The following is a 12,994-nucleotide window of genomic DNA, read 5'->3' on the forward strand; positions in this document are numbered from 1 at the left end:
GGCACCGCTGCGCTTTTAGGCTAAAATTATAGAAGATCCGCTGCGAGCTGAGCGAGCTTGGAGCGCTCGCCTTTTTCGAGGGTAATGTGGCCGCTTATCCCTTCGCTCTTGAAATGCTCGACGATGTGCGTGAGCCCGTTGCTTACGGCGTCGAGATAAGGATGGTCGATCTGCTCCGGATCGCCCATCAGTACGATTTTACTGCCCTCTCCCACACGGGAGACAATGGTCTTTACTTCATGCTTCGTTAAGTTCTGAGCTTCATCGATAATAATGAATTGCCCCGGTATCGAGCGGCCGCGAATATAAGTCAGCGCTTCGACCTGAATGCTTCCGAGACCCATCAATATTTTATCGATGTCGCCGGACTTCTTGGTGTCAAACAGGTACTCCAGATTGTCGTAGATCGGCTGCATCCATGGGCGCAGCTTCTCTTCCTTCTCGCCCGGCAGGTAACCGATATCCTTGCCCATCGGTACGACGGGGCGGGCAATCAGCAGTTTTTTGTATTTATGCTCATCCTCCACCTTCAAGAGGCCGGCGGCAAGCGCAAGCAGCGTCTTGCCCGTTCCGGCTTTGCCGGTCAAAGTGACAAGCGGGATTTCATCGTTGAGCAGCAACTCAAGAGCCATGCGCTGCTGCGCGTTACGCGCCGTAATTCCCCAAATCGGGTCATTGCTTAAGAACAACGGCTCTAGGCGTACGCCATCCTGGCTGACCTTCAGCAGGGCGGATTTGGAGGTGCCCATCTCATCCCGCAGGATTACGAATTCGTTTGGCTTCAGCCTCGCGATATTCTGCATGCTTTTGACCGTCAGGAACCGGTACGTGTAAAATTCGTCGATAACAGACGGATGGACGAACAAGGTCTCATAGCCGGCATAAAAATCAGTCGTGGACACGGTCCGGTCGGACAAATAATCCTGGGCTTTGAGGCCCAGCACATCCGCTTTGATCCGGACTAGCACATCTTTGCTTACAAGAACGACAGTGCTGGATTGTTCGTTCTCCAGCTGTTCCAAGTGATAGTTGAGCGCGACCGCAAGAATTCGGTTATCGTTGGTCATTTCTCCAAACATCTCTTGAACGCGCATGAAACTCCGATGATTAAGCTCCACCTTTAACAATCCGCCGTTAGGAAGCGTTATGCCCTCGTGTAGATGCCCTTCCACCCGCATACCATCGAGCAACCGGGATATGGAACGCGCATTGCGCCCTAGTTCGTCTGCCAGCCTCTTCTTGGAGTCGATTTCCTCGAGCACCACCGCGGGAATGATGACTTCGTTATCCTCGAAGGCAAAGAGCGATTGCGGATCATGAAGCAGCACATTAGTGTCGAGCACGAATATTTTTTTCATGAGAACCCTCCCGGCGTCGGTCATTCAATAGATAGACATACATAGCCATACTTGGCTGCGGGTACACTACATTCTGATTAGACGATGTGCAACAAGAAAAAGAGGTGGAACCAACATGTACCTAAAACTGATAGCGGCAATCGCTATTGCGGCAATTACGGCTGGATGCGGCACCGTCGCTCGAAACGAAACATCACCCTCTCCTCAAAATAATGGCTCTGTTCGCGCACAGCAGACAAGTCCTCAGAAGAAAGAAATTGCGAATCCTGAGCAAGTCTCCAGGCATTTGGAACAGCTGGCCATGGGCATCAAAGGTGTCACGAATGCGCACTGCGTGGTGCTCGGAAACACCGCCGTTGTCGGGATTGATGTCGACAGCAAGCTTGATCGCTCCAGAGTCGGCACAATCAAATATTCCGTCGCCGAAGCTTTCCATAAAGATCCCTACGGCATTGATGCTATCGTAACAGCCGATATGGATTTGTCACAGCGGCTGAACGAAATCGGTGCGGATATCCGGCGCGGCAGACCGATCAGCGGCTTTGCGGAAGAGATGGCCGACATTATCGGCCGCATCGTACCTCAGATCCCTCGAGAGGTTATGCCGCAGGATCCGGAAGTACAACAGCGGGCCAACAATTTACACAATCTTCATTAGCTTGTATACCGCGTCATAAGACACAAAAAGCCTAGTGATCAGATCACTAGGCTTTCCTTATGACAGTGTGCCCCTTTGGACAAGCCTGTCATCAGTTTATTCGTTTCCATCCGGATACATGCCGAGATCGGCACACAGATGCAGTCGTCAACCGCTGGGCTCAAGAATTTTCCCGAGCACTCATCACCGCTTCTTCTTTTAAGTGTGAATGTCGCGGTCACGGCTTTGGGCATCCGCATGACCTCCTCTTGGAAGGATTTCATATCCGTACAACTATTATAGCGTTTAAAGCACCGCCAGTCTATGGTTATTCAGCCATTTTCGCTTGCAAAGCCGCACGAGCTTCGCTCAGCTTGGCCTCATCCAGATAAACGTACGGGCTCTTCCATACGCCTTCTAACGGAATGAACTGAACATCCGAGCTGCTTATGCCGAAGTACGTCTTCATCAGGTTCTGAATTTCCTTCGGCGGCATGTCGATTTCCATGTTGTCCCCAACAGCGTCGATAACCTCGCCCATCTTCGTAATTCCGTTCAGCGATTTCATCTTGTCGACGATCTTCGCTACAACCTCGCTCTCGCGCTTGTTGCGGTCGAAATCGCTGGACATGTTTTTGCCGTCGTTCGATTTCCGGTAACGGACAAAATCAAGCGCCTGGTCTCCGTTAAGCTTCTGGAAACCCTTCTTCAGATTGATGTTGGTGCCGTCGTAATTATCGACGTATTTCATATCCATATCGACGTCCACTTCAATGCCGCCAAGCGCGTCTACAACGTCCTCGAAGCCCTTGAAGTTAACAACCGCCGTATATTTCAGATCCACGCCGAAATATTTGCCCAGCATATCCCGAATCGCGCGCTTTGCATCCTCTTCCGCCGCTTCCTTGTCCATGCCTTTATCGGAACGGGCTTGGCTAAAGAACGTTGCGTAGTTGGCATTCGCCTTGCGCTCGCCATAACCGTCCAGCTCGAGCAAGGAATCGCGAGGAATCGAAATAACAGTGGCCGATTTGGTATTCGGGTTAAAGACGGCAACCATCATGACGTCGGTGTTCATGCCGCCGCCCTTGGCCCTTGTATCAAGACCCAGCAGCACCATCCCAACCGCTTTCTTCTTAACCGATTCCGCGGTCGGAATCTTTACGTCATCGTTTGAAACTGTACCAATTTGCTGGATTGCATTGTTCGCCTTGTTAGCCAAAAATCCGAAGTATGCCACGATTATCAAAATAACAGCTAATAATAGCAGTAAAACGACTTTCCACACGCGTCTTTTCTTCGGTTGCTTAGGCGATCTAGGAGCGGTCTTGGCATTTGCTCTCCGGGAAGGCAGTTCTGCCGAGCCTTGCGTCATAGGATCATCACCTTTATGTCAGTTATATTTCGGATTGGACCGGATATCAACGAGAAGCTGCTCGGCAGCCTCTCGCGGATACATTTGCAGCTTTGTGCGTCCGTTGCGCTCATATTTGACATGAACCATCGTTGCATCCGTTGCCGAAATATGCGGATTGGCAACTCCGTGATCTTCCGACAATATTTGCGCGAAAAAGTCGCGGGTATCCAATGCCGCCCGATCATCCGGCCGGTCTTCGGCCACGATATGAATCTGCAGCCAGTTGAACAAGGCATCATCAAACGTCATTTGCCTGAATCAGCTTCCTTTACGGCGCCGCCGCCGGCCCGGTTATTTTTCCATTTGTCGTAGATTTGCCGGCCGCGAAGCATAAGCATCATCAGCACGGCGATACCCATACATTGAATAATAGGAAGCTTGTCGACCTGAAGGACCATCAGCACGAGCGAGCCGATGGCCATCAGGACGTAGACAAGCACTTCTTTCAGAATCGGAAGCTTCTGATTGTTAGCCCTGAACACTTTGTTGAAGATATAAATCGTAAATCCAAGAATAAGCAAATACGATACGGCGTGATGGTCGCTCAACCATTGCTGCATGCCGTGACCCCCTTATGCCTGCCAGGTGATTATGCGTTTGCTTGCGCCATTTTGCGGTGCTTCTCCGCCCGCTCGCGCTCGCTCTTATTCAAGATTTTTTTACGCAGACGAATCGACTTCGGCGTAATTTCGCAATACTCGTCGTCGTTCAGATACTCGAGCGCTTGCTCAAGAGAGAACAGACGAGGCGTTTTCAGCTTCACCGTATCATCTTTGCCAGAGGAACGCACGTTAGTCAGTGCTTTCTCTTTGCAAATATTAACGATGATGTCGTTATCGCGGGTATGCTCGCCCACGATCATGCCTTCGTAAATTTCCGTGCCCGGAACCACGAATTGAATACCGCGGTCCTCAACACCCAGCATGCCGTAGAAGGTCGAAGTGCCAGTCTCGCTCGACACGAGCACGCCTTGGTGACGCCCGCCCACGTCTGAGCCTGCAAGAGGCCCATAGCTGTCGAACGCATGGTTCATGATGCCGTAACCGCGGGTAAGGGTCAGGAACGAAGTACGGTAGCCGATCAAACCGCGTGCAGGAATAATGAACTCCAGACGAACCTGGCCGTTGCCGTTGTTGATCATGTTCACCATTTCGGCTTTGCGTGTTCCGAGGCTCTCCATAACGGCGCCCATGCTGTCTTCCGGCACGTCGATCAGAAGGCGTTCGTACGGCTCGCATTTCACGCCGTCGATTTCTTTTATGATAACTTCAGGCTTCGATACTTGAAGCTCGTAGCCTTCGCGGCGCATATTCTCGATCAGGATGCCAAGATGCAGCTCGCCGCGGCCGGATACGATAAAGGCATCCGGGCTTTCCGTTTCTTCCACGCGCAGCGCTACGTCCGTTTCAAGCTCCTTGTACAGACGCTCGCGCAGCTTGCGGGACGTTACCCATTTGCCTTCGCGGCCGGCAAACGGAGAATTGTTGACCAAGAACGTCATTTGCAGCGTAGGCTCGTCGATCTTCAGGACCGGCAGAGCTTCCGGCTTAGCCGGATCGGCAATGGTCTCGCCGATATTGATGTCTTTAATGCCCGCAATCGCAACAATATCGCCTGCGCCCGCTTCTTCAATCTCGATGCGCTTCAGACCCTGGAAGCCGAACAGCTTCTCGATACGCGCCTGTTTCACGGCACCATCGCGGTTGATAACCGCAACGGCTTGGCCTTGACGAACAATACCGCGGTTCACGCGGCCAACGGCGATACGGCCCAGATATTCATTGTAATCAAGCAAGGTTACAAGATATTGAAGCGGCTCATCGACCGTTTCTGTCGGATGCGGGATGTGGCTAACGATCGTTTCGTACATAGCCTGCATGTTGTCATCCTGTTTTTCGGGATCAAGGCTTGAAGTACCCATCAGCGCGGATGCGTAAACAACCGGGAATTCCAGCTGGTCGTCATTCGCGCCAAGCTCGATGAACAGGTCAAGCACTTCGTCAATAACTTCGGTAGGACGGGCATTCGGACGGTCAATCTTATTAACGACGACAATTGGCGTAAGGTTGCTCTCAAGCGCTTTGCGGAGTACGAATTTCGTTTGCGGCATGCAGCCTTCAAACGCGTCAACGACCAGCAATACGCCGTCAACCATCTTCATAATCCGTTCTACTTCACCGCCAAAGTCCGCGTGTCCAGGTGTGTCGACGATATTAATGAGGTAGTCTTTATAAGTAATCGCCGTATTTTTCGCCAGGATGGTAATACCGCGTTCGCGTTCCAGATCGTTGGAATCCATTGCGCGCTCCTGTACAGCTTCATGCTCTCTGAATGTACCTGATTGCTGCAGCAGCTTATCGACCAAAGTTGTTTTGCCGTGGTCTACGTGGGCGATAATCGCAATATTCCGGATGTTTTCTCTTGCTTGCATAACTAATAATCCACTCCATTTTGTCTAATTTTCTTTCCTTGCACAACATTCGCCGAACATTTACCAGCGGCGCGAGCGGTTCGTGATTACCATCCAGCCGCCGGCAACCATCAGGACCAGCGCAACAAGGTAAATTCCCCAGCTCCATAACAAGACGAGCAACAGAAATACAGCTGAAGCAACGGCAAGCGCTATAGACGCCGTAAGCGCAAATCGCGGACGGGACGAGCCAAATAAATAATATTCGTAAAGACCGACGGCTGCGCCAAGCAGGAACAGCGGCCACAAATATTTCAGTGCATCCCATCCAAAAATGTTACAAACCATAAACAGCAGCGCAGACACGGTTAGTATTCCACCCGGTACGAGCACTGCCGCGGGAAGCAGCCTGCCGAAATAAAACACATGCAGCAAAATTCCCGGAATGAGGACGAGCAGCGGCCAGAAGATAGCCCCCAAAAAGCTGAATACACCAAGTTTGCCCAGTAAAATAACGACCCCGGCTAGTAACACAATAATTCCAGCGGAATATTTGTTATTAGGCATTTGCGTTCCGCTCCTTACAACGTCTACCCCCATACAGACGTACGACGCCAGTTTTTATCTATCATAGTTTAAAGGAACTGCGATGAAAATACCAGCGGGAACAGAAGGAACATTGCAAAAAAATACCGTTCACCTGTGAACGGTTTGTGAAAATGGTTTAAGTTTTCCGCTTCAATAAACCGATAATGACGACAAACGGGATGCAGAGCAGCGGTATAGCTTCGGCAGCCGTTCGTGAACCGTTAAACAAAAGAGCGTCCATACCGGGATCGTGGACAAGCATTCCTCCTGCGGCATAACCAAGCAGCCCGGCGCCGATATACACAAGCGGGGGAAATTTATGCAATAGCGTGCCCAATAACTGGCTCCCCCAAATGATCATCGGAATGCTAAGCGCGATCCCAAGCAGAATAAGCACCGTATCCCCGTCCGCGACCGCCGCGATCGCCAGGACATTGTCGAGGCTCATAATAAAATCCGCAGCGACGATCGTGCGCACGGCCTGGGACAGCGATGTGGATTTTTTGCGGGGCATGTCCAGGTCGCCTTCGCCTTCCTGTCCGGCATCCGCCAGAAGCTTTGCCGCAATATACAGCAATAATAAGGAACCAATAGCCTGCAGATAAGGAATCTGGAGCAGGGAGATTGCGGCCAGCGTAAGCAGGCATCGCAGCCCGACGGCCGCCAGCGCTCCCCACCATACGGCTCTCTTCCGCTCCTTCGGAGGAAGCTGTTGGCTGGCCATCGCGATAACAACGGCATTATCTCCGCTTAATAACAGGTTAATCAGGACAATTTGAAGAAAAGTCAGCACACTATCCATTTTTGCGTTCGCCCCCTCTCTTACCACCTGTATGAGCAGCGGACAAGTTTTATGAAGGATGTCCACAAAAATTTTTGAACCCTATCCCGTCCTTCATCCGTAGTAAAGGAAGTCTTTCGCGGCTACTGGACATTCGACGGAAGGGAGGGTCACGAATAATGGATGTATTTACAGTAGATTTTTGGCTGGCACTGCTCAATATTGTCTTTATCGATCTCATCCTGGCAGGCGACAACGCCATTGTTATCGGTATGGCCGCCCGCAATTTGCCGCAGCACCAGCAGAAGAAAGCCGTCCTGTGGGGTACGGTTGGCGCAATCGGCATCCGGATCATCGCCACTATCGTTGTAGTACGGCTGCTCGATTTGCCTTGGCTCCATTTGGCTGGCGGTATCCTGCTTCTATGGATTGCATATAAGCTGCTTGTTCAGGAAGATGATCAGCATGGCGACATTAAAGCCGGCAATACGCTTTGGCAGTCGATTCAGACCATTATAATCGCCGATGCGGCCATGGGGATCGATAACGTCATCGCGGTTGCGGGCGCTTCGCACGGCAGCATGCTGCTCGTTACATTAGGCCTGCTGATCAGCGTGCCGGTTATCGTATGGGGCTCCACGCTCTTCATCAAGCTGATCAACAAATTTACTTGGATCATTTATCTGGGCTCCGGCGTACTCGGTTATACGGCGGCCAAGATGATCACCCACGAAAAAGCGTTCGAGGAGTTTTTCAAGGAAAACCCGGTTATCTATTGGGCGTTCATCATCCTCATTATCGCACTGATTGTAGCTGCGGGCTTGTTTACGAACAACCGCAGAAAACAGGCTGTGCAAGAAAAAAGCAGAGAAACCGTTTAACGGGATCTCTGCTTTTTTTATTTATTTAGATTAGAACCAGCGGTCTTCCTCTGCTTCCTTCTCCTCGGGCTGCGCTTCCGGCGTCAGCTCCATAATCTCCGTGCGCTCCACGGCCTCGCGCAGCATCTGCTCCAGCTCCGGAATATAGGATTCCGCCCGCTCCACAACATTCAGGTTCGGATTCGTGCTTGGCGATTTCGGCAGGAACAACGTACAGCAGTCTTCGTAGGGAAGGATGGAGGTTTCGAAGGTTCCGATCCGCACCGCTTCGTTAATGATTTCCTGCTTATCCATCATGATAAGAGGCTTCAATAACGGCAGTACCGTCGCCCGACCGATTACGTTCATGCTGGACAGCGTCTGGCTGGCCACTTGACCAAGGCTCTCCCCCGTTACGATGCCGCCGGCACCGTTTCGGACAGCCAGCTGCTCGGTAATGCGGAGCATGGCGCGGCGCATCAGCGTAATCATCATGCTGTCCTGCTTAGCCTGCACCAGCCTTGTCTGAATATCGGTAAAAGGCACCAGGTGAAGCTTCAGCGGCGCTCCGGCATAGTAGGACAGTCTTCTGGCGAGATCAATAACCTTCTCCTTCGCCTTGTCGCTGGTGAACGGATAGCTGTGGAAATGCACCGCCTCCAGCTCCAGGCCCTTGCGCATGGCCATCCAGCCCGCTACCGGGCTGTCTATGCCGCCCGACAGCAATAGCATCGCTTTACCGTTCGAGCCAAACGGGAAACCGCCTGCTCCCGGAATAACCGTGTTGTAGACGAAGGTGCCTTCCTCGTAAATATCGACGCGCAGCTCCACTTCCGGCTTCCGCACGTCTACTTTCAGCTCGGAAAACGCGCGCAGCACATGGGAACCAACCAGATGGTTCATCTCCTGCGAAGGATGCGCGAATGGCTTCCAGACGCGCTTCGCGCTAACCTTGAAGGTCGCCGGTTCTTTCTCAAGCCCTTTCATCAACTGCAGCGCCGCAGCTTGAATGCTCTCCAGCTCGTTCTCCACCTGAATAACCGGGCTGAACGAGATAATGCCGAATACATCCTTCAGCCGCTCCGCTATAGGCTCAAACGACTCACCGTTTAAGGAAATCGTCATCCTGCCGAAGGACTTGGCGTAATTCAATGCGGCAAAGCTCTTCAGAGCCAGCTTGATCTGCTGCTGCATCCGCTTCTCGAATTGATTGCGGTTGCGTCCCTTCATGACAAGATCGCCATAACGGACAATGACTTTATCGTAAATCACGTTAAGATTTGCTCCTTTCAAGCGGCTTCAGCTGCATAACCGTCTTGCTCAGCATATCCACCAGCTTGTCGATGTCCTGCTCCGTATGCTCGTCGCCAAAGCTGATGCGGATCCCTCCCGCTGCGCGCTCGGAAGAAGCTCCCATAGCCAGCAGCACCTTGCTTGGCTTATTATCCTTCGACGAGCAGGCCGATTTCGTCGAGATGATGGCGCCCTGCTCCTCCATCATATGAACGATCACTTCCGGCTTCATGCCCGGATAGGAAAAATGCACGATATGCGGCGCCATAACTGCCGCGTCCTCGCTGCCGTTCAGCATCAGCTGCGGAATGTCCGCAACCCGCCGGATCAGCCGCTCCCGCAGCGCGTACATCCGGCTGCGGTTCTTCTCTTCGGCCTGCATGCTCATCCGCAGCGCTTTGGCGGAAGCAACGATGCCCGGTACATTTTGCGTGCCCGCCCGCATGCCGCGTTCCTGCGAACCGCCGGATTGCAGCGGCTGCAATTGCAAGCCCTCCCGTACATACAGATAGCCGACGCCTTTAGGCCCGCGAAGCTTATGGGCTGATCCGCTCAGCAAATCGATTCTCCACTCCTTCAGCTTAACCGGGAGCTTGCCGATGCTTTGCACCGCGTCCACATGGAACAAGATTCGCGGGTACTCCGACAAAAGCCGTCCGATCTGCTCGATCGGCTGTATGGATCCCACTTCGTTATTCACATGCATAATGCTGACCAGTATCGTCTCATCCGTTATAGCCGCCTGTAATTGCTTGAGTTCCACATGCCCCGTCTTGCTAACAGGCAAATAGGTGACCCGGAAGCCTTCTTGTTCAAGCTGACGGAAGGCATCATTGACGGAGGAATGCTCAATCTGGGTTGTAATCAGATGATTTCCCCGGCTGCGGAATTGTCTGACCGCTCCTTTTACGGCGAGGTTATTGCTTTCCGTTCCGCCCGACGTGAACAGCCATTCCTCCGGCTTTACGCCGAACTGCTCCGCTAGCACGGAACGAGAACGGGCTATCAGCTTGTCGGCTTCAACTCCCGCGCGATGAATGGAGGAAGGATTGGCGTAATGGGCTTTCATAACCTCCGCGAACGTATCCACGACCTCCGCGTAAGGCGGGGTGGATGCGCAATGATCGAAATACAGCATATATTCAACACCTTTCCTATAAAAGAGAAAACCTCTATCGGGACCGTTCAAAAGAAGCGGCCGCGTTTAGAGGCAAGTTGTATCTCCAAACCAAATACCCGATAATGAAGCGGACTAGTAGCGGGCTCCGAGCACCTTGCCAATGTACCGCTGCGTTTCCTCGGGAAGCTTGTCCAGGTTAGCCAGCAGTTCGCTATCCGTTGAAATGCCAAGCCGGTCGATTCGCCCGGGCCCCGCATTGTAGGCGGCTAGCGCTACTTGTTCATTACCGTTGTATTTGCCAAGCAGATAGGATAAATATTTCGAACCGCCATCGATGTTCTGCCGCGGATCGAGGGAATCGGTTACTCCAAGACCGCGGGCAGTCGAATCCATGAGCTGCATAAGTCCTTTTGCCCCTGCGGAGGAAACCGCGTCGGAATGAAATCCGGACTCCGTACGAATAACTCCTCTAATCAGTTCGGGATCAATGCCGTATTTGGCCGCCGCCTCCGTAATCATAGCGTCATAATCGGATGCTGCGGAGCTGCCTGCCTGGTCCGTTCCGCCGCTTAATACGGCACTGTACAAGCTAGGCACGCTCGCAAGCTTGGCAAGCGAATCGGTAGTAAGCGTGCTTGGCTCGAACCTATCCATTTCGGAAAAATCGCCGTTCATATATTGAGACAGCAAAAAGTCAAACATGGATGTGCTGCCGTCGCCGCTATTCGCCTCAAGCGGATTAGCCGCCGTTTGAAAGTCCAGAGTTGGTGAAAGCTGCAGCTGGAGCAGCTGCTTCAACGTACGCGGGTCGATACTCATAGGGTCCTCCAGTCGAGTAATAAAGGGTATAAATGATGTATCGGTTTTTATTGTACATGTTTTTACTTATAACGGCTAGTAGCGCGGCTTCCTTGCATGCAAAAAGCAGCCCCAACGCATGGAGCTGCTTTACTTGTAGCGATCTTATTTGAAGATTTTCACGCGCTCGTCAATCGGCTGGAATTGCTTCTCGCCCGGCTCGGCAGTCGGAGTACCAAACGGCATTTGAGCAATCAGCTGCCAGCTGGCCGGAATGTTCCAAGTCTGCTTCACTTCTTCGTCAATCAGCGGGTTGTAGTGCTGGAGGGAAGCGCCCAGGCCTTCTTCTTCCAGCAAAGTCCATACCACGTATTGAAGGATACCCGAGGATTGATTCGACCATTTCGGGAAGTTGTCGGCATAGCTTGGGAACTGATTCTGAAGTCCTTCGATTACGGCAGTATCCTCGAAGAACAGCACCGAACCGTAACCGGCTTTAAAGCTGTCAACGCGTTGTTCCGTCGATGCGAATTGATCGGCAGGTACGATTTTGCGGAGCGTTTCTTTTACGATATTCCAAAGCTTATCGTGATTTTCGCCAAGCAGTACCACTGCGCGAGCGCTTTGGGAGTTGAAGGACGATGGGGAATATTTTACTGCTTCCTGAACCAAGCTTACGATTTGGTCATCCGAGATCGTGGATTGTTTGCTGATTCCATAATAAGTACGTCTAGCTTTTACGGCCTCAAGAAACGTTTTTGCTGTAGTAGAAGTATTTGACATTTTTGTCTGCCTCCTAGGAATTTTATAAGTAACTTTCTTTATGTTAGTAACAATACAATACTCCGAATTTCATGTCAAGCACTTCGCCATTTATTTTGTTTAATCTGCACCCTATTACAATTGTCAATAATTGCCTTGAACCTAGGCACATCGCAAAAAAAGCCGCTCCCTCAGGAACGGCCTCGTCTTCGTGCGTTATTCGGTTACCGTAATCGTAATTGGCGAGTACTCTCCTATTACCGTCTGGCCATGAACGGATACGCTGCCTTCCGGGGTCAGATCCTTCTCGGTCATAATGCCAAGCGCTACCGTAAACTGATTGAATTTCACCGGTACGTTACGCTCCCTGCGTACTTCCGTACCGTTTACGCAGAAGACAATCTCGTCATTATCGCGGTTGTACGTAATTTTGTACGTATTAAACTCGCGAGCCTGGAAATCGGTCGATTCCTTGAACACGCAGAAATATCTTGTCTTGTCCGTCTCCGGCACCGAAACGCCAGGGAACGGCAAAACCGCATAAACGCTTGCGTATTTGTCATTGCCTGCAAAGAAGTCCAGCGCGCCTCCTGTCGTGAAATCCAGCAGATTAAGCGATGCATAACCGTCGTACAAGTCGCCGGGCGCCGTATTCTGCGTACGAGCACGGATCTGGAGCTCGAAGCTGATCTCGCCACTTTCCGGCACTTCCACCGGCTTTGCCGAATAGTACATATGCTTTGCATTGTCGAGAATTTGAATCTTGTCATGCTTGCGGCTAAGCGGAGCTCGCACGTACAGGATACCGTTGCGTACGATAACTACCGCATCCGGCTCGCGGTATTGCCAGAATGTTCCGTCCGGCAGCGGGAAGCCGCCAATCGTCCATACTTTACCTTCGTCAAGAATCGTATCGAAATCCCCAAGCACCCATTGTTTGCCCATCTTCTGTCCCCTCAGCTTTCGTGAT

The 12,994-nt window shown here is 51.8% G+C and carries 14 protein-coding genes; 2 read left to right on the top strand and 12 right to left on the bottom strand.

Annotation, left to right across the window (positions count from 1 at the left end; all coding sequences use genetic code 11):
- Positions 1 to 26: 26 nt before the first annotated feature.
- The gene (locus EV294_RS09980; RefSeq protein WP_127498531.1) at positions 27 to 1,358 is read right to left on the bottom strand and encodes a PhoH family protein; all 1,332 of its coding nucleotides are present in this window, start codon (positions 1,356 to 1,358) and stop codon (positions 27 to 29) included.
- A 115-nt stretch (positions 1,359 to 1,473) separates the two neighbouring features.
- On the opposite strand from EV294_RS09980, the gene EV294_RS09985 reads away from it, so the two are divergent.
- Positions 1,474 to 2,016, top strand: a complete 543-nt coding sequence (locus EV294_RS09985; RefSeq protein WP_132306321.1) for a YhcN/YlaJ family sporulation lipoprotein — start codon at positions 1,474 to 1,476, stop codon at positions 2,014 to 2,016.
- A gap of 307 nt (positions 2,017 to 2,323) precedes the next feature.
- Here the strand turns inward: EV294_RS09985 and EV294_RS09990 are convergent, their stop codons facing one another.
- The 6 genes from EV294_RS09990 to EV294_RS10015 form a co-directional block, all read right to left on the bottom strand.
- The gene (locus tag EV294_RS09990) at positions 2,324 to 3,370 is read right to left on the bottom strand and encodes an LCP family protein (RefSeq protein ID WP_132306322.1); all 1,047 of its coding nucleotides are present in this window, start codon (positions 3,368 to 3,370) and stop codon (positions 2,324 to 2,326) included.
- Between the two features lie 18 nt (positions 3,371 to 3,388).
- A complete protein-coding gene (locus EV294_RS09995) occupies positions 3,389 to 3,661 on the bottom strand; it encodes a hypothetical protein (RefSeq protein ID WP_132306323.1) in 273 nt (90 codons plus the stop codon).
- A complete protein-coding gene (locus tag EV294_RS10000; protein ID WP_132306324.1) occupies positions 3,658 to 3,972 on the bottom strand; it encodes a YlaH-like family protein in 315 nt (104 codons plus the stop codon). Before EV294_RS10000 ends, EV294_RS09995 begins: the two co-directional genes overlap by 4 nt.
- 29 nt (positions 3,973 to 4,001) lie before the next feature.
- Entirely contained in the window at positions 4,002 to 5,843 is a 1,842-nt protein-coding gene (typA, locus tag EV294_RS10005; RefSeq protein WP_132306325.1) for a translational GTPase TypA, read from the bottom strand.
- Between the two features lie 60 nt (positions 5,844 to 5,903).
- On the bottom strand, positions 5,904 to 6,389 hold the full coding sequence (locus EV294_RS10010) for a hypothetical protein (RefSeq protein WP_132306326.1): 486 nt from the start codon (positions 6,387 to 6,389) through the stop codon (positions 5,904 to 5,906).
- Positions 6,390 to 6,546: 157 nt separating this feature from the next.
- Positions 6,547 to 7,212: a TerC family protein gene (locus EV294_RS10015; protein ID WP_132306327.1), complete on the bottom strand. Its 666-nt coding sequence runs from the start codon at positions 7,210 to 7,212 to the stop codon at positions 6,547 to 6,549.
- 158 nt (positions 7,213 to 7,370) lie between these two features.
- Between EV294_RS10015 and EV294_RS10020 the strand changes: the two genes are divergently transcribed.
- Positions 7,371 to 8,072 (top strand): TerC family protein, encoded by a 702-nt coding sequence (locus tag EV294_RS10020; RefSeq protein WP_132306328.1) that lies wholly within the window; start codon positions 7,371 to 7,373, stop codon positions 8,070 to 8,072.
- A 30-nt stretch (positions 8,073 to 8,102) separates the two neighbouring features.
- Here EV294_RS10020 and thiI read toward each other — a convergent pair whose 3' ends face one another.
- The 5 genes from thiI to EV294_RS10045 all read right to left on the bottom strand — a co-directional run bounded on the left by thiI (position 8,103) and on the right by EV294_RS10045 (position 12,969).
- The gene (gene thiI, locus EV294_RS10025) at positions 8,103 to 9,323 is read right to left on the bottom strand and encodes a tRNA uracil 4-sulfurtransferase ThiI (protein WP_132306329.1); all 1,221 of its coding nucleotides are present in this window, start codon (positions 9,321 to 9,323) and stop codon (positions 8,103 to 8,105) included.
- A gap of 1 nt (position 9,324) precedes the next feature.
- A complete protein-coding gene (locus EV294_RS10030) occupies positions 9,325 to 10,482 on the bottom strand; it encodes a cysteine desulfurase family protein (protein ID WP_132306331.1) in 1,158 nt (385 codons plus the stop codon).
- Between the two features lie 114 nt (positions 10,483 to 10,596).
- The gene (locus EV294_RS10035; protein WP_132306333.1) at positions 10,597 to 11,283 is read right to left on the bottom strand and encodes a lytic transglycosylase domain-containing protein; all 687 of its coding nucleotides are present in this window, start codon (positions 11,281 to 11,283) and stop codon (positions 10,597 to 10,599) included.
- Positions 11,284 to 11,427: 144 nt separating this feature from the next.
- Positions 11,428 to 12,045, bottom strand: a complete 618-nt coding sequence (locus EV294_RS10040) for a nitroreductase family protein (protein WP_132306335.1) — start codon at positions 12,043 to 12,045, stop codon at positions 11,428 to 11,430.
- 195 nt (positions 12,046 to 12,240) lie between these two features.
- Positions 12,241 to 12,969: a DUF6081 family protein gene (locus tag EV294_RS10045; protein WP_132306337.1), complete on the bottom strand. Its 729-nt coding sequence runs from the start codon at positions 12,967 to 12,969 to the stop codon at positions 12,241 to 12,243.
- Positions 12,970 to 12,994: the final 25 nt, after the last annotated feature.

The sequence above is a fragment of the Paenibacillus sp. BK033 genome, from assembly GCF_004345425.1.
GTDB lineage: Bacteria > Bacillota > Bacilli > Paenibacillales > Paenibacillaceae > Pristimantibacillus.

Coding starts and splice junctions, on each gene's coding strand:
- EV294_RS10020 (WP_132306328.1), top strand. CDS start 7,371: ATGGATGTATTTACAGTAGATTTTTGGCTGGCACTGCTCAATATTGTC.
- typA (WP_132306325.1), bottom strand. CDS start 5,843: ATGCAAGCAAGAGAAAACATCCGGAATATTGCGATTATCGCCCACGTA.
- EV294_RS09995 (WP_132306323.1), bottom strand. CDS start 3,661: ATGACGTTTGATGATGCCTTGTTCAACTGGCTGCAGATTCATATCGTG.
- EV294_RS10000 (WP_132306324.1), bottom strand. CDS start 3,972: ATGCAGCAATGGTTGAGCGACCATCACGCCGTATCGTATTTGCTTATT.
- EV294_RS10015 (WP_132306327.1), bottom strand. CDS start 7,212: ATGGATAGTGTGCTGACTTTTCTTCAAATTGTCCTGATTAACCTGTTA.
- EV294_RS10035 (WP_132306333.1), bottom strand. CDS start 11,283: ATGAGTATCGACCCGCGTACGTTGAAGCAGCTGCTCCAGCTGCAGCTT.
- EV294_RS09980 (WP_127498531.1), bottom strand. CDS start 1,358: ATGAAAAAAATATTCGTGCTCGACACTAATGTGCTGCTTCATGATCCG.
- EV294_RS10010 (WP_132306326.1), bottom strand. CDS start 6,389: ATGCCTAATAACAAATATTCCGCTGGAATTATTGTGTTACTAGCCGGG.
- EV294_RS10040 (WP_132306335.1), bottom strand. CDS start 12,045: ATGTCAAATACTTCTACTACAGCAAAAACGTTTCTTGAGGCCGTAAAA.
- EV294_RS09985 (WP_132306321.1), top strand. CDS start 1,474: ATGTACCTAAAACTGATAGCGGCAATCGCTATTGCGGCAATTACGGCT.
- EV294_RS10030 (WP_132306331.1), bottom strand. CDS start 10,482: ATGCTGTATTTCGATCATTGCGCATCCACCCCGCCTTACGCGGAGGTC.
- EV294_RS09990 (WP_132306322.1), bottom strand. CDS start 3,370: ATGACGCAAGGCTCGGCAGAACTGCCTTCCCGGAGAGCAAATGCCAAG.
- EV294_RS10045 (WP_132306337.1), bottom strand. CDS start 12,969: ATGGGCAAACAATGGGTGCTTGGGGATTTCGATACGATTCTTGACGAA.